Origin of the sequence: Bacillus sp. FSL K6-2944, from assembly GCF_038005385.1 — a bacterium.
GTDB lineage: Bacteria > Bacillota > Bacilli > Bacillales > Bacillaceae_G > Bacillus_A > Bacillus_A cereus.
The window spans coordinates 3,636,292-3,658,732 of record NZ_JBBOTE010000001.1 but is presented as its reverse complement, the minus strand read 5'-3'; the positions used below and the strand labels follow the sequence as shown (position 1 = coordinate 3,658,732).

The following is a 22,441-nucleotide window of genomic DNA, read 5'->3' as shown; positions in this document are numbered from 1 at the left end:
CTTAATAAAATTAAGCTCGTTTTATTTATTTTGCTTAAGAAAGAAATGGAACAGTGGTATATATGATACCTGCCCCATCATACTCTCCTGTCGCAAAGTATGAAAATGTAAAGAAACCTGTAACCGTAAAAATTACAATAAGAAAAAGTGCGAAGATAAATTTTAACATGTAAGGTCCCCTCATCCAAAAATAACTTCATACATTATTATAGTATACGAATATTTTATTTCCAATTGTTTACTGGTTAAAAATGAGAAGTCAGACATGTTTTGTATGTTGTAATGGAATGATTATTTGTAATGGATTTTGTGTTTTTTGTAAATGTCATGTTGTGATGGACGTGTGCATACTCCCAATCATGATCATTAAAATTTATGTTTCGGGGAGGGAGAAGTGGGACGACATCGAACAAGTTGACGAAACGAAAGCTACTAGCTACTTGTAGTTTATAATAATTTCGAAAAGCGATATCTCCTACTTTTGGAGAAGCGAATGTATAAAGTCCATACTGTGCGAAGGCAGTATTTATACGTGCATCTAATATGTGTAATGTGGCAAGCGCGCCACCTAGACTATGCCCAGTAGCTAGCAGTTTTTTATGTGCTGGCAATGATACGAGCATATCCATAATAGAATCACGACAAGACTCATAAATAGAGAGAAAACCGTTATGGACATTTCCGCCATTTAAAGCATAAGGATAAGGTTTTTGATTGACGAGAGAATCAATAATCCAATCTGGATCTGTTTGAGTGCCTCTGAAGGCAACAATAATTGTATCCTCAGATTCTAATATAAATCCGAACCATTCTGTTGTTTGAATGGCCTTTCCTTGAAACCCTTGTACATATTGAAAACCATCTGGTATTTCGAAAATGCCATTTTGTTTATATTGTTCATACGTTAACTCACAACAAGAAGCTAACAGTATGGCAGTGTCTTTATCAAAGGATAAAGGAGTACGCATTAAGGAAGCCCTCCTTAAGAAAAAGTATAGTTTAATATATGCAGTGAGGAACTTGATTCATTCTTTTGGAGGTGGGGAATAGCTTGTATCGCTTATCTAAATCAGTGGAGGAAATTATAACGTCAAAATAAAACAGTGCCTGATAAGGGCACTGTTTACTCTTTTTCATCTCAAGGAATCGACTTTTTTAGTTATTCTTAATGAACTGACGCATGCGTTAGTTGCATAAGTAAGAGGTTTGAAAAAATAGCCTGTATATATTTGAACGATGAATAACTTACCTATTTTCTTGTGTTTGTTTACACTATATACAGAAAAATTTGAAAAACAAAACGTATTATTTATCTGTTTGTTTTTGCTTCTTTTTCAAATACTCCGTACGCAATTTTTCAAGTTGTTGCTTTTTATCAAATTTGGCAGGTTTCTGTTTTTCATGGAACTTTGCCACAGCTACCTGACTTTTGGAATCCAATTGATATTTTCCCACTTTGTTCACCTACTTTTCTTGTCTCTAAAGAGAATCTATTCAACAAATATAATATACCTTATTTTCCTGAAGTAAACCTTATTACTTTATTTTAACTGCTTTTTCTCGTTTGTAGACGTAACTTAAAACACCCTTTCACTGCATTACTGCAAGCAAGGGTGTTTTAAGTTTATTATTTTATTAGTTGATGGCCATGCCTACATAAGGGCCCTTTTTACTCTTTCCCATCTAATAAACGACCAAGTCCACCTAATACACTACCTTCGCCGGTACTTTGCGCTGCTGGGCTTGTAAGGCGTGCTGCTAAGCGGCTAAGTGTTAAGGACTGAATCCAAACTGTTCCAGGACCTTCTAATGTTGCGAAGAATAAACCCTCGCCGCCAAATAGAGCTGTTTTTACTTTACCAACGAATTCGATATCATAGTTAATATCTTTTGTCATGGCAACGAGACAACCTGTATCAATGCGAAGTTTCTCACCAGGTTTTAATTCACGTTTATATACAGTTCCACCTGCGTGCATGAAAGCAAGGCCATCACCTTCAAGTTTCTGCATGATGAAACCTTCACCACCGAAGAAACCAGTTCCTATTTTTTTCGTAAATTCAATTCCGATGGAAACACCTTTTGCGGCACAAAGAAAGGCATCTTTTTGACAAACTACTTTTCCTTGATACTCTGTTAAATCTACAGGAATAATTTTACCAGGATAAGGAGCAGCAAATGAGACGTGGCGTTTGCCGTGACCTGTATTTGTAAATACAGTCATAAACATACTTTCGCCTGTAACGAGACGTTTACCAGCGCCCATTAATTTTCCGAATAAACCTCCAGATGGGCCAGAACCATCACCAAAGATTGTTTCCATTTCTATGTAATCTTCCATCATCATCATTGCACCAGCTTCTGCGATCACGCTTTCTTCTGGATCTAACTCAATTTCAACAAACTGCATATCATCGCCATATAACTTATACTCAATTTCATGTGCTCTCATTTTTTTCACCTCGTATGTAATAGATACTTATATTGTACAGAATTTAGTAGGATTAGAATACTTTAGTTTTGTTAATTTTCAAATAAAGTGGAACCAACCAAAACTGATTATCAGCTCCCGCTAATCAAGCTGTCCGCAAATGGCGGGATAATATATGAATATGGAAATTCAACATTATATTAAAATTATAAAAAAATGGTGGAATGAAAGTGTTCTCATTTGACGTTTTGGATATAGCGTGATATAGTGAAATCACTATTGAGCTACATAATGTGGTACGGAAATAAAGCACGTTGAATTAAAGGCTGTAAGCTTGTTATACATTCATGTCCTTTATATCCACCTTTTCATGTGGATTCATAGTTTCATTTTTATTTAGGAGGTACATGACATGCAAACAGGTAAAGTTAAATGGTTCAACAGCGAAAAAGGTTTCGGTTTCATCGAAGTTGAAGGTGGAGACGATGTATTCGTTCACTTCTCAGCTATCCAAGGTGACGGATTCAAAACTTTAGAAGAAGGTCAAGAAGTTTCTTTCGAAATCGTTGAAGGTAACCGTGGACCACAAGCTGCTAACGTTACAAAAAACTAATTAGCTAGCGATAAAAAGCATTCCGATTTTCGGAATGCTTTTTTTTATTCTTTGGAACTAGATTCATTTGAAGATAATTCACCTTTGAAGGTACGTTCTTCAAAATCATCAAGCATTTGTTCATATTCTTCATGCTCTTCTGTAGCGAAAACTTGTGGGTTTTTCCCGTACATATCCGTACCGATAAAGTTTTCAAAATCCTCCACGTAGCCTACGTTTTCTTCACTATTTACATACATGCCATTATAGTTTTTTGAATCTTGTCTTTCTAAATCAGACGGCGTTTCAGATGTTCCGTAATTTGCGACATCTTGCCACGCATCTTCCACATCGTACTCAACAGAATTGTCCTCATCATGCTTGTGGAAAGAAGGAGACAACACTTCTTCTTCAACTGGTCGTGTATTCATATTTAACTTATTTGTCGCGTGCTGGATGCATGTTGTAGCAGTCGGCATTGCTTCCAATCTTTCAAATGGAATCTCTTCGCCAGACACTTCGCAAATGCCGTACGTACCCGCTTCTATTTTTTGCAAGGCATGTTTCGTGTCCTCAAGCTGTTTATGCCAAAGTTCAATAAGCCCGAAGTCTTTTTCCCGTTCATATAGCTCTGTAGCCATATCACCTGGATGGTTGTCATAGCTAGACAGTTCTCCTACTGAGTCACGTTCAGAAGCACGATCTGTATTTTCATGAGTTTGTATCGTTTGCTCTAGTTCTTGTTTTTGTTTTTCTAAAATGGATTTAAATTGACCTACTTGTTGTGGAGTTAACATAGTCGTCCACCTTCCTACAATTCAGTTTCTTTACATAGTATGAGCGTTGAGAGTAGGAATTATGAGATGAATTTTAGATATGAAAAAGGAGCCGCATAAGCAGCTCCTTTTATAGAAAGTATCCAAGTAATAATCCGATTCCCATTAGGAAACCGAAGATTGTATTTGTTTTTGCTGTTGCAATCATCGCAGGTACCATTTCCATCGGAATGCTTTTGCCGATAAAGCCTTTCGTCGCTTTAAATGCTTTCGGCGCACTTAAAAATACGATAAGCATCCATGGTGATACGATGCCCACGATAATTAAAGCAATTGTCCAAATGTAGGAAACGATGAACATCGAAGCAAGTACACCAACCGCTCGCTCGCGTCCAACGAGAATTGCTAACGTTTTACGACCGTTTTCTTTATCGCCATCCAAGTCACGAATATTATTGGCTAGTAAAATGGCACCAATTAAAATGGAGCTTGGAATAGATAGTAAAATGACTTCTGATGTTACAGTTCCAGTTTGAATAAAGAATGAAATCCCAATAATAATGACACCCATAAATAATCCGGCTGTCAACTCTCCAAATGGTGTATATGCAATTGGAAGTGGGCCACCTGTATAAAGGTAAGCAACGGCCATACAAACAAGACCGATTGCAGCAAGCCACCAGCTAGAATTTATACAAATATAAACACCTAATAGTATTGCGATGCCGAAAAATCCAAATGCTAAGTTAAGCACTGTTTTTGGCTGAATGCCATCGCGAACGATAGCGCCGCCGATACCAACTGAACCTTCGTGATCGAGTCCTCTTTTATAATCAAAGTATTCATTAAACATGTTTGTTGCTGCTTGAATGAGAAGACAAGCAAGAAGCATCATAAGGAAAAGAGGAAGATGTATTTGATTTATACCTCCGACCTGCATCGAATATGCTGTTCCGATGAAAACAGGTACGAAAGCGGCTGTTAATGTATGGGGACGTAGTAAACTCCACCAGATGCGCCAGCCTGTTTGCTTACTTGGCTTTGGCGCCGTAGGAGAGGAATTCGTTTTGACGTTCATTTCCATGTTGAATCCTCCTTTGGTCACATATTGTACACAACTAAGTGTAGAAAAAGCATCATTTAGTGTCAACGTTTATTTTCTAGGAAGAGAAGGTGAATTTCTCAGAAATGCTAAACGTTGACAGGCCTTTCGTTTGAGGTGTATCTTAAAATCAAGCGTAATTATGACTATTTTTCGCCCATAGGGGGGAGACAATTGTGATTCAAACGAAACAAAAAGGCTTGCAAGAAGTTCTTATTGCAGCTATCAAGCGTGCAACTAACGAAAAAACATTGGTTAGTTTTGTAAAACAAATAGACTGGGTGGATCCGCTTCTGTTCTATGCAGCAGGAAAAAGGATTTCATTCGAAAATAGATGTTATTTTGCAGACCCGGCTCAGCATGTAATATTTGCAGGAATTGGCTCTGTTTTCACTATAGCAAATTCTTCTCATAAGCGCTTTCAAACCGCTCGCGACGAGTGGGAGAAAGTAAAAGAGAATGCATTTGTCCAAAGAGATGAATATGAATTTGGAACGGGTCCGCTTTTATTTGGTGGTTTTTCCTTTGATCCAGAAAAAGAGAAAACGGACCTATGGAAAGAGTTTAAAGATACGACATTTTCACTACCAGCATTTTTATTAACTGTAAAAAATGAAAAAGCATGGTTAACGATGAATACATTTGTTTCAGCAACAGATTGTGCAGAAAATCTTTATAACGAAATGATTTCTTTAGAAGAGAAAATTTTGAGAGAGAGTAAATGTGCGCTAAACGGATCGAAATTGACTGTTATTTCTAAAGTAGAAGTGGATCCGAAAGGCTGGATGAAAGCAATTGAAAAAGTACAAGATGAGATGAAGCAGGGTAACGTGCAGAAGGTTGTATTGGCGAGGGAACTAAAAGTAGAGATGAATCATTCGATTGATTCTGCTCTTGTTTTAGAAGCACTTCGCATTGGTCAACCGGATTGTTACGTATTTTCTTTTGATTATAAAGGAGCATGCTTCTTAGGAGCGACGCCTGAGAGATTAATTCGCAAAGAAGATGAGAAATTTACATCGATGTGTCTTGCGGGTTCAATCGGTCATGGTCATTCTATAGAAGAAAGTAAGCGAAATAGTAATGCGCTTCTTCATGATGAAAAGAATTTAGCTGAACATGGGTATGTTGTTAACATGATCCGCTCGGTACTAAATGAACATTGCGAATACGTTAATATTCCGGAAAGCCCAGGTTTATTAACAACGAAAAACTTAATTCACTTATATACGCCTGTAGAAGCAAAAGGCGATGCGAGTCTTTTAACAATGGTAGAAGAATTACATCCAACACCAGCTCTTGGCGGGACACCTCGTTTGGAAGCGATGAAACTGATCCGTGATGTTGAATTGTTAGACAGAGGGTTGTATGGTGCACCGATTGGCTGGATAGATGATGAAGGAAATGGTGAATTTGCGGTTGCGCTGCGCTGCGGATTATTAAACGGCGAGAAAGCATCCTTATTTGCCGGTTGTGGTATTGTAATTGATTCAATCCCGCAGCTTGAATATGAAGAAACAAGTTTGAAGTTTAGACCGATGCTTGGTGCTTTGGAGGAATTAATGAAATGAACAATCATATAGAAGCATTATCATATTATTTAGGCGCGTTCGTGGATGAACTGACGCGTCTAGATGTATGTGATGTTGTCATTAGTCCAGGCTCACGGTCAACGCCGATTGCTTTACTAATGGAACAACACGAAGGAATGAACACATATTTACATGTGGATGAAAGATCAGCAGGATTTTTCGCGCTCGGTATTGCGAAAGCAAAAAAACGCCCAGTAGCATTATTATGTACGTCAGGAACAGCAGCAGCGAACTATTATCCAGCTGTATGTGAAGCTTTTCATTCAAGGGTCCCACTTATCGTCTTAACAGCGGATAGACCGCATGAATTAAGAGATGTGGGTGCACCACAAGCAATGAATCAATTTAATTTATACGGTACTTTTGTGAAACAATTTACAGAGATGGCACTGCCAGAAGCAAGTGAAGCGATGTATCATTACGCTCGTATGACGACGCAGCGTATAGTAGCAAATGCTTGTTTAGCGCCGCAGGGTCCTGTTCATCTTAATTTTCCAGTTCGCGAGCCACTTATCCCTGATTTCTCACTAGCAAGCTTATGGGATAAAGGACGTAGTGAATATACAGGAGTAGTTCAGCAAGGAAACGCGGTGATGCCGAGTGAATATGTAGATTCTCTTGTAGGGCGCCTTTCACATATGGAAAAGGGGCTTATTATTTGTGGAGATGATAGTCATGCAGAAATTGCAATGTTTGCAACGCAACTAGCTGAAAAAACTGGCTATCCTATATTAGCAGACCCACTTTCTAATATTCGTAGCGGACACCACGATAAAACGATGGTAATTGACTGTTATGATACATTTTTACGAAATGAACAGTTAAAAGAAACATGGAAACCGGACGTTTTAATTCGCTTTGGTGGTATGCCTGTTTCTAAATCATTAACGCAGTTCATAAAAAAACAAACGAAAGCAGTTCATATCGTTGTCGATGAATCAGGACAATGGAGAGATCCAGCTCTTGTTGCGACAGAAGTTGTGCAAGCAAGTGACATTGAATTCTGCAAGACATTAATAGAAAAAATGCCAGTTATGAAAAAGAATGATTGGTCCCTAATGTGGCAACATATAAACGAAAAAACGAAGGAAACACTTCGTGAAATGGAAACATATGAAACTGCATTTGAAGGAAAGGTTATTACAGATATTGTGCGCGTATTACCAGAAGACGCAACGTTATTTGCGAGCAATAGTATGCCAATTCGTGATACAGACTCATTCTTCTTCACATCGGATAAAAACATCCATGTGATGGCAAACCGTGGTGTAAATGGTATTGATGGAATCATTTCGACAGCTCTAGGAGCAAGCGTTATTTGCGACCCACTTGTATTAGTAATTGGTGATTTATCATTTTATCACGATTTAAATGGACTGTTAGCAGCGAAATTACATGAATTAAATATAACAATTGTCGTTGTAAATAATGATGGTGGGGGTATTTTCTCATTCTTACCACAGTATGAGAAAAAGGAACATTTTGAATCATTATTTGGAACACCAATTGGACTTGATTATGAGCATGTTGTCAAAATGTACGGCGGTTCATTTAGCCGTGTAAATGGTTGGGAGCAATTCCGAGAAGAAGTTCGAAAAGGAACGACGACAGAAGGTTTACACGTTGTGGAAATTTGTACGAATCGTGATGAAAACTTAACATTGCACCGTACGTTATGGGCAAAAACACAGGACGTAATTACTACATCGTTGCAAGGTGAATCAAAATGAACGTAACGCTGCAAGGTGTATCGTATGAATATGAAGTAGTCGGAAGCGGGGAACCACTTCTACTTCTTCATGGTTTTACGGGAAGCATGGAAACGTGGCGTTCTTTTATCTCTTCATGGAGTGAGCAGTTTCAAGTTATTGTAGTGGATCTTGTTGGGCACGGAAAGACGGAGAGTCCTGAAGATGTTGCGCATTATGATATCCGAAATGTGGCATTGCAAATGAAAGAACTACTAGATTACCTTCATATTGAAAAAGCACATATACTTGGCTACTCAATGGGAGGAAGACTGGCGATTACGATGGCATGTCTATATCCAGATTATGTACACTCTCTTTTATTAGAAAATTGTACAGCTGGGCTCGAAGACGAAGCGGATAGAAAAGAACGTCGTGAAAAAGATGATCGACTTGCCGATAAAATTGAGCGAGAAGGCATAGAAATTTTTGTATCCATGTGGGAAAATATTCCGCTTTTTGAAACGCAAAAACGTTTAGCAAAAAACGTACAAGAAGCGGTGCGAAAAGAACGACTTGCTAACAATCCAAAAGGACTTGCAAATAGCTTGCGCGGCATGGGAACGGGGGCTCAGCCTTCATGGTGGGATGAGCTGAAAAACTTAAAAATACCTGTTCTTTTAATGAACGGAGAGTATGATGAAAAGTTCTTTCGTATATTAAAAAATATTGGAAAATGCATCTCTGACGCGAAATTTGTCAAAATTGATGGTGCTGGCCATGCAATTCATGTGGAACAACCGGAAAAGTTTGATACAATAGTAAAGGGATTTCTAAAAACTATGCAGTGATGCTTTTTTCAGTTAAGAATGAAGTTACACTTATAGAGGAGATCAGAAATATACAAGGAGGTAGTTGTAATGGCTATTGAATGGGTAAAAGAAGGCAATTACGAAGATATTATTTATTCAACATACAATGGTATCGCAAAGATTTCGATTAACCGCCCTGAAGTACATAATGCATTCCGTCCTAAAACGGTAATGGAGTTAATCGACGCTTTTGCACAAGCTCGTGATGATGCAAATGTTGGCGTTATCATTTTAACAGGTGAAGGTGGACGTGCATTCTGTTCTGGCGGCGACCAAAAAGTTCGCGGTCATGGTGGATATGTAGGTGACGACCAAATCCCTCGTTTAAACGTATTAGACTTACAACGTCTAATTCGCGCAATTCCTAAACCAGTTATCGCAATGGTAGCAGGTTATGCAATCGGTGGTGGACACGTACTTCATATCGTATGTGACTTAACAATCGCTGCAGACAACGCTGTATTCGGACAAACAGGTCCTAAAGTAGGAAGCTTTGACGGTGGATACGGAGCTGGTTACTTAGCTCGTATGGTAGGCCACAAGAAAGCTCGCGAAATTTGGTACCTATGCCGTCAATACAACGCTCAAGAAGCACTTGATATGGGCTTAGTAAACACTGTAGTACCATTAGAAGAGCTTGAAGCAGAAACAGTACAATGGGCACAAGAAATTTTAGCAAACAGCCCAATGGCACTTCGTTTCCTAAAAGCTGCCTTCAACGCAGACACAGACGGTCTAGCTGGTATTCAACAACTAGCTGGAGATGCAACGTTATTGTACTACACAACTGACGAAGCAAAAGAAGGTCGCGACGCATTCAAAGAAAAACGCAGTCCGGACTTCGGTCAATTCCCTCGTTTCCCTTGATCAAACCAAAAGCGGAAGCGGCTTGCTTAGAACAAGAGGGCGTTGGAACTCCTGACGTAGAGGCGCTTTTTGCCTCATAGGAAGGCGTGAAACGACCGACTGTTCTAGCCGCTGTAGCTGGATGAAACCAAAAGCGAAAGCAGCTCGTTCAGAATGTGAGGGGGATGGAGCTTCTGACGTAGAGGCGCTTTTTGCCTCGTAGGAAGAAGTGAAGCCACCGAGCATTCTAGCTGCTGTAGCTGGATAAGACCAAACCGGAAACAAAACAACTAAGAGACTTGATATCATATCAAGTCTCTTTCTTTCATGAAAGGAGAATGAATGATGGAGACGATGCCAAATTGGTTAATGCAACGTGCATTTTTAACACCAGATCGCACTGCAATTGAAATAGAGGAAGAGAAAGTTACTTTTATGGAGCTGCATGAAAAAGTAGTATCTGTTTGTGAACACCTCACGCATGTTGGAGTGGAGCGAGGGCAAAAGGTGGCTGTTCTGATGAAAAATGGTATGGAGATGATTACAGTTATTCACGCCCTATCTTATGTAGGTGCAGTAGCTGTGCTTTTAAATACGCGTCTTTCAAGAGAAGAGCTACTTTGGCAAATGGATGATGCTGAAGTTGTTTGTTTAGTAACGGATCAAGATTTTGATGCTAAAGATGTTCCTGTTTATTCATTCGCCGAAGTGATGAATGGACCAAAAGAGGAAGCCTCTATACAAGAAGAGTTTTCTTTAGAAGAAGCGATGACAATTATTTATACGTCTGGGACGACAGGCAAACCGAAAGGCGTTATTTTAACGTACGGCAATCATTGGGCAAGCGCAGTCGGTTCGTCGCTTAATTTAGGAATTCGTGATGATGATTGTTGGTTAGCCTGCATGCCGATGTTCCATGTTGGCGGATTATCTCTTTTAATGAAAAACATTATGTATGGCATGCGCATTTTACTCGTTCCGAAATATGATGCTGATTTTATTCATAAAGCACTTCAAACGAGAGGAGTAACAATTATTTCTGTCGTTTCTAAAATGTTAACTGATTTATTAGAGCGACTTGGGGCAGAGACATATCCATCTTCTTTACGATGCATGTTACTTGGCGGAGGACCAGCGCCAAAACCACTATTAGAAGCATGTGTAGAAAAAGGAATTCCTGTATATCAAACGTACGGTATGACAGAAACATCTTCGCAAATTTGTACGTTATCCGCAGATTACATGTTAACGAAAGTAGGATCAGCTGGAAAACCACTATTTCAGTGCCAACTTCGTATTGAAAAAGATGGCGTAGTAGTGCCACCATTTGCGGAAGGTGAGATTGTAGTAAAAGGACCGAACGTAACAGGCGGTTACTTTAACCGTGAAGATGCGACGCGAGAGACTATTCAAAACGGATGGCTTCATACTGGCGACCTCGGTTATTTAGACGAAGAAGGGTTTTTATACGTATTAGATCGCCGCAGTGATTTAATTATTTCTGGCGGAGAGAATATATACCCAGCTCAAATTGAAGAAGTGTTACTCTCCCATCCGGCAGTAGCGGAAGCTGGCGTTGTCGGTATGTCTGACGACAAATGGGGACAAGTACCAGCTGCTTTTGTTGTGAAAAGCGGGGCGGTAACAGAAGAAGAAATTCTTCATTTTTGCGAGGAGAAATTAGCGAAATATAAAGTGCCGAAGAAAGCATGTTTCTTAGAGGAATTACCACGTAACGCTTCGAAAAAATTGTTAAGACGAGAGTTAAGACAATTAGTGGAGGAGATGTAGGTGGAAATAAAAAAAGCGACACTGTATATAACGGAAATGCCACTCGTAATCCCGTTTGCTACAAGCTACGGGACTTACGAAAAGCGTGAGAGTATCGTCATTGAATTAGAAGATACAGACGGGTGCATTGGTTTTGGCGAAGTCGTTGCGTTCTCTGAACCGTGGTATACGGAAGAAACGGTGAAGACGGCGCTGCATGTACTGCAAGACTTTTTATTACCGGATTTATTAAAGGCTGAAATTTCTCATCCGAATGAGGTACCGGGTCTATTTCAACATATAAAAAGAAACCGAATGGCAAAGGCCGGAATTGAAGGGGCTGTTTGGGATTTATATGCGAAACGTCAAAAGAAATCGTTAGCGACATTGCTTGGCGGAACGAAGTCTGAAATTGAAGTCGGCGTTGTAATTGGGATCAATACAATTCCGGTTATGTTAAAACAAATCGAGAAGTACGCAGAAGAAGGATACGAGCGTTTTAAAGTAAAAATAAAACCGGGGCATGATTATGAGTTATTGAAAGAAATTCGTAAAGAGTTTCCGCATATCCCGCTAATGGCAGATGCAAATTCAGCATATACATTAGGGGATACGGAGAGGCTGAAACGACTAGATGAATTCCAATTAATGATGATTGAACAACCGTTAGCGGATTACGATTTTCTCGATCACGCGGAATTGCAAAAGAAAATTGAAACGCCGATTTGTTTAGATGAAAGTATTCATAGTTTAGAAGATGCACGCGTTGCGATTACGCTTGGCAGCTGCCAAATTGTGAACATTAAACCAGGGCGAGTGGGCGGATTAACAGAATCGGTTCAGATCCATAATTATTGTATGGAGCATAACGTACCCGTTTGGTGCGGTGGTATGGTAGAAATGGGGATTTCACGAGCGCAAAATGTTGCGCTTGCGTCATTGCCTAACTTTACGATTCCAGGAGATATATCTGCTTCTAGTAGACATTGGGAGCAGGATATTATTTCGCCGGAAGTGACGCTTGAGGGCGGGAAAGTGATGGTGCCGCAAAGCGTTGATGCTGAGTATGAAGTAGATCGCGGAAGATTGGCGGAAATTACGAAGCAGCGGATTGTGTTTGAGCGGTAAATGGAAGTTTCATTAGGATGCCCGCAAATAGCGAGAGGATTTTGTCGTTCATTGTCGGTAAGTCGATATATTTCAATAATTGCTGATATAATTTTATTTACCAAGGTTACTCTAACGAGTAGCCTTTTTGTATTGTACAAATTGGATAGTCTAGTTTACAATCGAGCGTATAAAAATGGAATGAAAAAGGGGGAGTAAAATGAAGCGCATTTCAATTTTAATAGCGGATGATGAGGCAGAAATTGCTGATTTAATTGAGATACATTTAGAAAAAGAAGGGTACCATGTTGTGAAGGCTGCGGATGGGGAAGAGGCGGTTCATATTATTGAAACGCAGCCAATCGACTTGGTAATTTTAGATATTATGATGCCGAAAATGGATGGGTATGAGGTGACGCGTCAAATTCGCACGAAACATCATATGCCGATTATTTTTTTAAGCGCGAAAACTTCGGACTTTGATAAGGTGACAGGTCTTGTACTAGGCGCGGATGATTATATGACGAAGCCTTTCACACCGATTGAATTAGTTGCACGTGTAAATGCACAACTGCGTAGGTTTTTTACGTTAAATCAACCGAAAGTAGCGGAGAGTAAATCTGCTTTAGAACTAGGCGGAGTCGTAATTAATCCCGAGCGTAGGACGGTTGATGTATATGGTGAGCAAATTGAATTAACGCCGAAAGAGTTTGATATTTTATATTTATTAGCGAGTCATCCGAAGAAAGTGTACAATGTAGAAAATATTTTTCAGCACGTATGGGCAGACGATTATTATGAAGGTGGAAATACAGTGATGGTACATATTCGTACGTTGCGGAAGAAACTTGGAGAAGATAAAAGAAAGGATAAATTAATAAAAACAGTGTGGGGAGTAGGTTATACTTTTAATGGCTAATATGATGAAAAGTTTTCGATTTAAAATGATTGCCTTATTTGCATTAAGTATGGTACTTGCAGCAACTGTAACTTATATAATTTATAAAGGATTGCAGCTGTATTATAAAACGATGGTTCGCTACGAAGAGCCTTTAGCACAATTTAGGTCAATGGTAAGGGAATTTGGAGACATTAATTTCTTTTTAATTTTCTTTATTCCGTTATCTATTATCTTTTTCTTCTTTTTGACAAAACCGTATTTAAAATACTTTGATGAAATTTCTAATGGGATTCATCATCTTGCGAACGGTAACTTTACGAATAAAGTTCAAGTTTCATCAAATGATGAGTTTGGAAATATCGCGCGTGAAATAAATGTTGCAAGTGAAAAGTTAAAAGAAGCTGTTGAAAGAGGAGACTTTGCTGAAAGTAGTAAAGATCAGCTTGTTGTGAATTTAGCTCATGATTTAAGAACACCATTAACATCCGTGTTAGGATATTTAGATTTAATTCTTAAAGATGAAAATTTAACAAAAGAACAAATTAAACATTTCTCCACAATTGCATATACAAAATCGCAAAGACTGGAAAGTTTAATTGATGAGCTATTTGAAATTACACGTATGAATTATGGCATGCTAAAGCTGGATAAAAAGCCGATTGATATAAGTGAGTTGCTTATACAGTTAGAGGAGGAATTGTATCCGTTATTAGAAAAACATCATTTAGAAGCTAGATTGAATGTGGCTCCTCATTTACCGATGCACGGTGATGGAAAATTGTTAGCTAGAGTATTTGAAAACTTGTTAACAAATGCCGTTCGTTACGGCTATGATGGACAATTTGTTGATATGAATGGGTATGTTGATAATGGAGAAGTTGTCGTACAAATTATGAATTACGGAGATAGCATCCCGGAAGAAGATTTACCGTATCTTTTTGATATGTTCTATACAGGTGATAAAGCAAGAACTGAGAACCGTGGCGGGACAGGCCTTGGACTATTTATTGCGAAAAATATTGTCGAGCAACATAACGGTACGATTTCTGCTGAGAGCAATGTAGTTAGAACGATATTTGAAGTACGATTGCCAAAAGACGAGAATGTAACAATTTAATAAAAATTTAAACTTTACCCCACTTTTTATTTTAATAGTTTTTTCTATTCTATACGTAAGTTACGTTAAGGAGGAACTAGAAATGAAAAAGTGGGTATTTATTTCTTTTTTTATAGTATGCACAGTATGTGTAGGCGTTTATATATCACCGTTATTTCAAAAGGAAATCGACGTTAAAATTGTCGGGAAAGATGAGCTAGTAAAGGCGGCAAACACCGATGGGAAAGAGATTACGAAGAAACAAATTTAGTAACTACTCAGCTTCTTCAAATAAAAAAACAGGCCAAATACATGTTTCCGATTCGAAAACATGAAAAGAAAATACTCCAATCAGAGAAAGAATCTATGCCAAATAGAGAAATTCTCTTATGAAGTCGTGTTATTCCAAGGAACCGTTCTAGTTTCTATGACTTGGTTTATCGCTTGTAAGACCGATTGTTTTTGTTTTTTCATGGTACTCATAAAGCTTCGTATCTGACAAAAAGATTCTGCGCCTTTCTTACTTCGGAAAGTCCCAGACACTTTCTGTTTTACTTTCGTCATCCGAATATCCCGTTCTGCTTGATTGTTATCAAATGGAATGGCTGGATGTTCTAAAAACGCTAGAATTCTGTCAGAATACTTGACGAAGCGATTCCATAAATTTTGAGAAGGCGTCTGCTTTCCTTTCTTCTTTTGTTTCGTGGAAAGAATCTGTTGTTCTTTCAATATGGATTGATACATAATAAACAGATTCTTTTGCGTCGCTTTTGGCATGGTACCTTCGGATTGCTTTTTCATCGTCAACGCTTGCGTTAGAAATTTCTGCATCTGTTGTGCCCATTGTTCTCCAGTACTATCTATAATTCCTTGTAAATCTCGTAAGAGATGGGCATTACATAAAACGTGACGACAATCTGTATACGCATCATACGATTTCCAACCATCATGCATCGCAATTCCAGAAAAAGATGGCAAGATTTCTCCAGCATCCATTGCTTCTTTTCCACGTTTTTGATGAATATGTTGCAATGTCACCTCCGGTGTACTGGCAGTATGTAACCATTGTGTTTTGTTTTCTACACGCATACCAGTTTCATCAAAATGGACAACAGGAGACTGCAGAATCTTTTCCTTTACTTCTTTTATGAATGGCTGCAATTGAGAAGCGAAAGCCTGTGTATGATTTACCAGGGTTCCTTCGCTTATAGAATGTCCAAAACAATCCTGAAAGAATTCTTTTGTTCGCTTCAAAGAAATGCATTGATAATGCGTTAAATAGGGAATCAGTCTTTTTATATTTGGACCATATTGAACAGGACGAGATACTGTCGAAGGAAATTGGGCTTCTTGGATAGAATGGCAATGTGGGCATTCTTTCTGTTCTACTTTATGTTCTGTCACTTCGATCTGAATAGGTGGTAAGTCATACACTTGGCGAATGCGATACCCTTTTACAGGCTCGTGGTTCAAGGAAGTATGACAACAAGTACAATATGTAGGAGAATGTGTAATCGTATGATCTGGAGTCGCTGTCAAACCAAGAGTATGTCCCTTGTGGCCCAACTGGCCACCCGTTTGACGATGAGACGGTTTGCGCAAACTTTTTGTAACGGGCTTACCCAAACCATCTGTAGAAGGTGGCTTATGACTATTTTTGGAGTTTTTTTTTGAAGCATTTTCTAGTTCTTGTATACGTTTTTCTAACTTAGAAAATGTTTCTTCAAATAAAGAAATAACAGCTTCAGGTCCTTTTTTATATGTATCTAAAATAATTTTTCGATCGACCATAAGATTCACCTCCCCTGTTTGATATACTCAGTATTTACAAATGGGAGGCATATGAAACTAGTAAAATTTAAAAAAGACACCGAAAGGTGGCTGAGTAGTTACCAAATTTATAAGGGTGATTTATTATTAGTTAACAGGGATTACCCAGTAAAAAAAGATAGTATTAGGTCTGATATTATAAATGTAAATCATAATACTGAATTAGTGAGAGGCTATGTAATATTTGATAGAAATCTTCGTTTATCAAAGGATGTTGTGAAAAAGTTTTTGAACGTTGTCGATGCGGCTGGAAAAGAAAGTGTTAACCATTTTTTGATTAGTAGTGGCTATAGAGATTTCCAAGAGCAAAAACAGCTATATGAAAAAATGGGATCTGATTATGCACTTCCAGCAGGATACAGTGAACATAACTTAGGATTATCACTGGACATTGGGTCTACTCAAAAGAAAATGGAGAAAGCGCCTGAAGGAAAATGGATTGAAGAGAACGTATGGAAGCATGGCTTTGTATTACGTTATCCGAAAAATAAAAGTAACATTACAGGCATTCAATATGAGCCATGGCATATACGTTATGTAGGCTTACCTCATAGCGCAATTATGCAAAAAAAGAATTTCACACTAGAGGAATATTTAGAGTTTTTAAAAGAGGAAAAAGAGATTTCAACTGAAGTCGAAGGTAAGAAATATACTGTTTCTTATTATAAAGTTTCTGAGAATATGAAAGTGAACGTTCCAGCAAACAAGCAGTATGAAATTTCCGGGAACAATATGGATGGGGTTATTGTGACGGTTCAGGAATAGAAAAAGAGGTTGTTCCGTTTGGAGCAACCTCTTCGTATATATAAGAAAGGGATTGACGTTTTTTGTCGGTAAATCGATATTCTTTGTCGAATCGTTAATATATTATAAGTTATGATAGATATAATTGAAAAATCGTTGATATATTGTAAGTTATGATAGATATATTCAAAAAATCGTTGATATAATTTCCTATACTATTAGCATTTTGGAGGAGCATCTTTTTATTCGCTTTTAAACATTATAACGTTATATTTACTTCTCCCTTTTTTTGTGTTACGCTAAACGTGTGAAAGAGATATAAAATGAAACTTTAATGTAAGCGTATTCTTACGGCTTCTTATAGAAAAGGGTGGAAGTACAATGACAGAACGATTCGTACTACGTAATGTGAAACGTGTGAACGGGGAAGAGATTGACATTGTAATTGAAAATAATAAAATTGCACAGGTGACGAAAGCTGGTGCTGGTGAGGGTGGAAAGGTTCTTGATTACTCTGGTACTTACGTATCGAGTGGCTGGATTGATTTACACGTTCATGCTTTTCCAGAGTTTGATCCGTATGGCGATGAAGTGGATGAAATTGGTGTTAAGCAAGGGGTAACGACAATTGTTGATGCGGGTAGCTGCGGAGCTGATCGCATTGCAGATTTAGTAAAAAGTAGAGAACAGGCAAAGACAAATTTATTTGCCTTTTTAAATATTTCTCGCATCGGTTTGAAACGAATTGATGAATTATCCAATATGGAATGGATAGATAAAGAGAAAGTGATAGAAGCAGTAGAAAAGTATAAAGATGTAATCATTGGGTTAAAGGCGAGAATGAGTAAAAGCGTCGTTTGTGATAGTGGAATTGAACCGCTGCATGTAGCGCGCTCTTTATCCCGTGAAACATCATTACCGATTATGGTACATATCGGTTCAGCGCCTCCTCGCATTGAGGAAGTTGTACCTCTTTTAGAAAAAGATGATGTTATTACACATTACTTAAACGGGAAAGAAAATAATTTATTTGATGAAGAAGGCAAACCGCTACCTGTGTTACTAGATGCAGTGAATCGCGGCGTACATTTAGATGTTGGTCACGGTAATGCTAGTTTTTCTTTTAAAGTAGCAGAAGCAGCGAAGCGTCACGGTATTGCCTTTCATACAATTAGTACAGATATTTACCGAAAGAACCGTATACACGGTCCAGTGTATAGTATGGCTCACGTTCTTTCGAAATTCCTTTACTTAGGTTATCCGCTAGAAGAAGTGATTGATGCGGTTACGAAAAATGCGGCAGAGTGGCTTAAGAAACCAGAGCTTGGCCGTATTCAAGAAGGCGATATTGCAAACTTAACTTTATTTACGGTGAAAGATGAGAAGATTACGTTAATCGATTCAGAAGGGGACCAGCGCATTGCTAAAAAAAGAATTGATACAAAAGGGGTTGTAATTAATGGGTCATTCATTGAATGCTAAGTACGGATTAAAAAGAGTAATTAATGCGAGCGGTAGAATGAGTATTTTAGGTGTATCTGCTCCTACAGATACAGTAATGGATGCGATGAAACATGGTGGACAAAATTATGTGGAAATTGCTGATTTAGTAGATAAAGCAGGAGACTATATTGCGAGAATTCTAGATTCAGAGGCAGCGGTCGTTGTGAATTCAGCATCGAGCGGAATTGCGCTTTCTATCGCTGGTATCGTTACAGAAGGAAATCGCCGTAAAAGTGAAAGACTTCATCAAGAAGTAATCGCGAAAAACGAAGTGATTATGTTAAAAGGTCATAACGTTCAATACGGTGCTCCTGTTGAAACGATGATTTACTTAGGCGGCGGTAAACTTGTAGAAGTTGGTTATGCAAATGAAGGGAAAGCAGAGCATATTGAAGATGCAATTGGTGAAAATACAGCAGCAATTCTGTATGTAAAATCACATCATGCCGTGCAAAAAAATATGATTTCTGTTGAAGAAGCATGGGAAGTTGCGCAGCGAAATAAAGTACCGCTTATCGTGGATGCAGCAGCTGAAGAAGACATTCAAAAATATGTGAAGTATTCAGATCTTGCTATTTATAGCGGTTCAAAGGCAATTGAAGGACCTACTTCTGGTATTGTGGGCGGTAAAAGAAAGTATATTGAATGGCTGAAAGTGCAATTACATTGTATCGGAAGAAGCATGAAAGTTGGGAAAGAAACAACTTTTGGTTTACTTCAAGCACTTGATGAGTACGGAGTAAAAGAAGATAAGAGCGAGCAAGAAAAAGAATTGCTACAAGTACTTATGCCGCTAAAAGAATTAAATGGTGTAAATGTAACGATCGTTCAAGATGAAGCTGGAAGAGCAATCTTTAGAGCCCGTATTCATATTAACGAAAAAGAGTTAAATAAATCGGCAAAAGACGTTGTGACAGCATTACGCGAAGGGGAAATCGCAATTTATACACGTGATTACGGAGTAAGACAAGGATTCTTTGATATTGATCCACGTCCACTTCAAGGTGATGACATACATGTAATTGAAGAAAAATTGAGAGAAATTGTAGGGGGAAACTAAAATGACAAACATTCAAAAACGTTTTTATAAAGGCCGCGTAGCATTAAATGTATTGGCAAACAATATCGAAAATGCGAAAGATATTTTTGAAGTAGCAGAAGGTTATGTAGTAGTGGGAGTGTTATCAAAAGATTATCCAACAGTAGAAGAAGCAGTTACAGCTATGAAAGCATACGGAAAAGAAATTGATGACGCTGTATCAATTGGACTAGGCGCAGGAGATAATCGCCAAGCAGCAGTTGTAGCTGAAATTGCGAAGCATTACCCTGGTAGCCATATTAATCAAGTGTTCCCTTCAGTTGGAGCGACACGTGCAAATCTTGGCGGAAAAGATAGCTGGATTAATAGTTTAGTATCGCCAACAGGAAAAGTAGGGTACGTAAATATTTCTACTGGTCCAATTAGTGCAGCTGGAGAAGAAAAAGCAATCGTTCCAATTAAAACAGCGATCGCACTTGTACGTGATATGGGCGGAAATTCATTGAAATACTTCCCAATGAAAGGGCTAGCTCATGAAGAAGAATATCGTGCAGTTGCGAAAGCTTGTGCGGAAGAAGGATTCGCATTAGAGCCAACAGGCGGAATTGATAAAGAAAACTTCGAAACAATTGTACGTATTGCGCTTGAAGCAAACGTAGAGCAAGTTATCCCGCACGTGTACTCTTCTATTATTGATAAAGAAACTGGTAACACGAAAGTAGAAGATGTGCGTGAATTATTAGCAGTCGTGAAGAAGCTAGTTGATCAATATGCGTAAGAAAATTGCAGCGTTCGGCGAAGTAATGATGCGCCTGCAAGTACCTGGATATGAATTGTTGTCGCAAGCTAACACGTTAAATTACTCATTTTCAGGTACAGGTGTGAACGTTGCAGCGGCACTTTCTCACTTAGGGCATGAAGGGCTTCTTATTTCAACTTTACCGGAAAATTCGGTTGGAGATGCAGCTGTATCTTACATTCAAAAGTTAGGAATTCAAACTTCTCTTGTTTCAAGAGGTGGTAAATATGTAGGTATGTATTTTTTAGAAAATGGATTCGGTGCACGTGCAAGCCGCGTTACGTATTCGAATCGACTAGAAAGTAGCTTCAATACGGCGTCTGAAGAGATATACCAATTTGAAGAAATTGCTAAGGAAATTGATATCGTTCATTTTTGCGGTATTACACTTGCGATGAATGATATGGTGCGCCATCATATGAAGTCTTTAGCGAGAGCAGTTAAAGAAAACGGAGGAACCGTCGTTTTTGATTGTAATTATCGTCCATCACTTTGGGGAGAAGACGGATATGAACAGGCAAAACCGCATTATGAAGAAATGCTGGGACTTGCTGATATCGTTATGATGAACGAAAAAGATGCAATGTTTGTTTTAGGAATAAAAACCGAAGAAACGGAGCGAGAGGCGCAACTTGTTGATCTTATTCCAAAGGTAGCTGAAACGTATCATATCGCTACAATCGCTGGTACTCATCGCTCTATTAACAGTGATAATACACATTCGCTTCGCGGGTTTATATGTAAAGATGGAACGTTCACTTTTGCAAAAACACTTACGTTTTCTGTATATGATAGAATAGGTGCTGGAGATGCTTATACGAGCGGAATTATTCATGGCGAGATAAAGGAGTTCGCACCAGAGAAAGCTGTTTCATTTGCGTCAGCAGCTGGAATGCTAGCACATACAATCGTCGGTGATACGCCAATGTCATCAGAGAAGGATATACTTCGGGCAATGACGGCATCAGTAGGTGATGTAGAAAGGTAGTGGGTGTAACGGTGAACGTAACGAGAAAAAAAGGACCATTATATTTGCAAATAAAAAATATTATTCGTGATCGAATATTGCATGGTGTATATGCGATTCATACGAATATCCCTTCCGAACCGCAGTTAGAAGAAGAGTTCAAAGTGAGTAAAATTACAGTGCGAAATGCGATTAAAGAACTCGCTCAAGAAGGATATTTGGAAAAGAAAAGCGGTAAAGGAACGAAAGTCATCCGCAATACTTCTGCGACAAAACTGTCAAAGGGTAAGAAATTTACTGAAGTGTTAGTGGAAGAAGGATATAAAGTACAGAAGAAATTGCTAAAAGCAGAAATTGTGCAGAATGAAGAAGGAACAGTGCCATTTCGATTATTCGGTAAGGAGAGTTTTCGTATTGAACGTTTATATACGTTAAATGATGCACCGTACATTCATTATACGCACTATTTCTCAGCAGGAATGGCAAGTTCAGATTTATCGGATTTTGACTTGCAATCGCTTTATGATTTAGTTGAAGACCGAGGTATTCATTTAGAAAACTTCAGAGATGAATTCGCTGTTGGACTCGCGCCTAGTTTCGTTGCAGAAGCGCTAGGTGAAAAAGAGGGGACAGCGCTATTAAAACGCATGCGTTATTCTTACGATGAAGTTGGCGAAGTAATTGAATATAGCGAAGGCTACTACAATACAGAAATGCAGCATTATGTAGTGAATTATGACGTATAAAAAAGAGGGGATTTTCCCTCTTTTTTTATAAAGTAAGGAG

22 protein-coding genes and 1 pseudogene are annotated in these 22,441 nt (G+C 38.5%); 16 read left to right on the top strand and 7 right to left on the bottom strand.

Going from position 1 to position 22,441, the window contains the following annotated elements; genetic code table 11:
- Positions 1-34: 34 nt before the first annotated feature.
- The 4 genes from MHH55_RS18700 to MHH55_RS18685 all read right to left on the bottom strand — a co-directional run bounded on the left by MHH55_RS18700 (position 35) and on the right by MHH55_RS18685 (position 2,452).
- Positions 35-169 (bottom strand): hypothetical protein, encoded by a 135-nt coding sequence (locus tag MHH55_RS18700; protein WP_000911075.1) that lies wholly within the window; start codon positions 167-169, stop codon positions 35-37.
- A gap of 76 nt (positions 170-245) precedes the next feature.
- Entirely contained in the window at positions 246-968 is a 723-nt protein-coding gene (locus MHH55_RS18695) for a lipase family protein (RefSeq protein WP_001260111.1), read from the bottom strand.
- 337 nt (positions 969-1,305) lie between these two features.
- Positions 1,306-1,455, bottom strand: a complete 150-nt coding sequence (locus tag MHH55_RS18690) for a hypothetical protein (protein WP_000521639.1) — start codon at positions 1,453-1,455, stop codon at positions 1,306-1,308.
- A 214-nt stretch (positions 1,456-1,669) separates the two neighbouring features.
- Entirely contained in the window at positions 1,670-2,452 is a 783-nt protein-coding gene (locus MHH55_RS18685; RefSeq protein WP_025709976.1) for a TIGR00266 family protein, read from the bottom strand.
- A 391-nt stretch (positions 2,453-2,843) separates the two neighbouring features.
- On the opposite strand from MHH55_RS18685, the gene cspD reads away from it, so the two are divergent.
- Positions 2,844-3,044, top strand: coding sequence for a cold-shock protein CspD (gene cspD, locus MHH55_RS18680; protein WP_001193054.1), 201 nt, complete (start codon positions 2,844-2,846; stop codon positions 3,042-3,044).
- 44 nt (positions 3,045-3,088) lie between these two features.
- Here cspD and MHH55_RS18675 read toward each other — a convergent pair whose 3' ends face one another.
- Complete coding sequence (locus MHH55_RS18675; protein ID WP_078187034.1) at positions 3,089-3,820, bottom strand: yteA family sporulation protein; 732 nt, start codon at positions 3,818-3,820, stop codon at positions 3,089-3,091.
- Between the two features lie 109 nt (positions 3,821-3,929).
- Positions 3,930-4,883 (bottom strand): 1,4-dihydroxy-2-naphthoate polyprenyltransferase, encoded by a 954-nt coding sequence (locus MHH55_RS18670; RefSeq protein ID WP_000425766.1) that lies wholly within the window; start codon positions 4,881-4,883, stop codon positions 3,930-3,932.
- 194 nt (positions 4,884-5,077) lie between these two features.
- Here MHH55_RS18670 and MHH55_RS18665 point away from each other — a divergent pair, with 194 nt between their 5' ends.
- From MHH55_RS18665 to MHH55_RS18625, 9 genes and pseudogenes are all read left to right on the top strand, one after another.
- Positions 5,078-6,472: an isochorismate synthase gene (locus tag MHH55_RS18665; RefSeq protein ID WP_016123513.1), complete on the top strand. Its 1,395-nt coding sequence runs from the start codon at positions 5,078-5,080 to the stop codon at positions 6,470-6,472.
- The gene (gene menD / locus MHH55_RS18660) at positions 6,469-8,223 is read left to right on the top strand and encodes a 2-succinyl-5-enolpyruvyl-6-hydroxy-3-cyclohexene-1-carboxylic-acid synthase (RefSeq protein ID WP_078187033.1); all 1,755 of its coding nucleotides are present in this window, start codon (positions 6,469-6,471) and stop codon (positions 8,221-8,223) included. The genes MHH55_RS18665 and menD overlap by 4 nt, the downstream gene beginning before the upstream one ends.
- Positions 8,220-9,032, top strand: a complete 813-nt coding sequence (menH, locus tag MHH55_RS18655; protein ID WP_078187032.1) for a 2-succinyl-6-hydroxy-2,4-cyclohexadiene-1-carboxylate synthase — start codon at positions 8,220-8,222, stop codon at positions 9,030-9,032. The genes menD and menH overlap by 4 nt, the downstream gene beginning before the upstream one ends.
- A 69-nt stretch (positions 9,033-9,101) precedes the next feature.
- The gene (gene menB / locus MHH55_RS18650; RefSeq protein WP_000963881.1) at positions 9,102-9,920 is read left to right on the top strand and encodes a 1,4-dihydroxy-2-naphthoyl-CoA synthase; all 819 of its coding nucleotides are present in this window, start codon (positions 9,102-9,104) and stop codon (positions 9,918-9,920) included.
- Positions 9,921-10,244: 324 nt separating this feature from the next.
- A complete protein-coding gene (locus tag MHH55_RS18645) occupies positions 10,245-11,690 on the top strand; it encodes an o-succinylbenzoate--CoA ligase (protein ID WP_139362473.1) in 1,446 nt (481 codons plus the stop codon).
- The gene (gene menC / locus MHH55_RS18640; RefSeq protein ID WP_078187030.1) at positions 11,691-12,797 is read left to right on the top strand and encodes an o-succinylbenzoate synthase; all 1,107 of its coding nucleotides are present in this window, start codon (positions 11,691-11,693) and stop codon (positions 12,795-12,797) included.
- 199 nt (positions 12,798-12,996) lie between these two features.
- Positions 12,997-13,695 carry a response regulator transcription factor gene (locus MHH55_RS18635; protein ID WP_078187028.1) on the top strand — a complete coding sequence of 233 codons (699 nt, stop codon included), beginning with the start codon at positions 12,997-12,999 and terminating at the stop codon, positions 13,693-13,695.
- The gene (locus tag MHH55_RS18630; RefSeq protein ID WP_000002598.1) at positions 13,688-14,794 is read left to right on the top strand and encodes a sensor histidine kinase; all 1,107 of its coding nucleotides are present in this window, start codon (positions 13,688-13,690) and stop codon (positions 14,792-14,794) included. The genes MHH55_RS18635 and MHH55_RS18630 overlap by 8 nt, the downstream gene beginning before the upstream one ends.
- 82 nt (positions 14,795-14,876) lie before the next feature.
- A pseudogene (locus tag MHH55_RS18625) lies at positions 14,877-15,041 on the top strand (D-Ala-D-Ala carboxypeptidase VanY); the annotation flags it as partial.
- Between the two features lie 119 nt (positions 15,042-15,160).
- Here the strand turns inward: MHH55_RS18625 and tnpC are convergent.
- The gene (gene tnpC, locus MHH55_RS18620) at positions 15,161-16,564 is read right to left on the bottom strand and encodes an IS66 family transposase (protein ID WP_100910632.1); all 1,404 of its coding nucleotides are present in this window, start codon (positions 16,562-16,564) and stop codon (positions 15,161-15,163) included.
- A 21-nt stretch (positions 16,565-16,585) separates the two neighbouring features.
- On the opposite strand from tnpC, the gene MHH55_RS18615 reads away from it, so the two are divergent.
- The 6 genes from MHH55_RS18615 to MHH55_RS18590 all read left to right on the top strand — a co-directional run bounded on the left by MHH55_RS18615 (position 16,586) and on the right by MHH55_RS18590 (position 22,401).
- A complete protein-coding gene (locus tag MHH55_RS18615; RefSeq protein WP_438284847.1) occupies positions 16,586-17,368 on the top strand; it encodes a M15 family metallopeptidase in 783 nt (260 codons plus the stop codon).
- A gap of 360 nt (positions 17,369-17,728) precedes the next feature.
- Positions 17,729-18,829 (top strand): amidohydrolase/deacetylase family metallohydrolase, encoded by a 1,101-nt coding sequence (locus MHH55_RS18610; RefSeq protein ID WP_078187172.1) that lies wholly within the window; start codon positions 17,729-17,731, stop codon positions 18,827-18,829.
- Complete coding sequence (locus tag MHH55_RS18605; protein ID WP_078187173.1) at positions 18,807-19,910, top strand: DgaE family pyridoxal phosphate-dependent ammonia lyase; 1,104 nt, start codon at positions 18,807-18,809, stop codon at positions 19,908-19,910. Before MHH55_RS18610 ends, MHH55_RS18605 begins: the two co-directional genes overlap by 23 nt.
- Before the next feature lies 1 nt (position 19,911).
- Complete coding sequence (gene dagF, locus MHH55_RS18600; protein ID WP_078187174.1) at positions 19,912-20,667, top strand: 2-dehydro-3-deoxy-phosphogluconate aldolase; 756 nt, start codon at positions 19,912-19,914, stop codon at positions 20,665-20,667.
- Entirely contained in the window at positions 20,660-21,676 is a 1,017-nt protein-coding gene (locus MHH55_RS18595; RefSeq protein WP_017656840.1) for a sugar kinase, read from the top strand. Before dagF ends, MHH55_RS18595 begins: the two co-directional genes overlap by 8 nt.
- Positions 21,676-22,401, top strand: coding sequence for a GntR family transcriptional regulator (locus MHH55_RS18590; protein ID WP_000539278.1), 726 nt, complete (start codon positions 21,676-21,678; stop codon positions 22,399-22,401). The genes MHH55_RS18595 and MHH55_RS18590 overlap by 1 nt, the downstream gene beginning before the upstream one ends.
- The last annotated feature ends 40 nt before the right edge of the window (positions 22,402-22,441 follow it).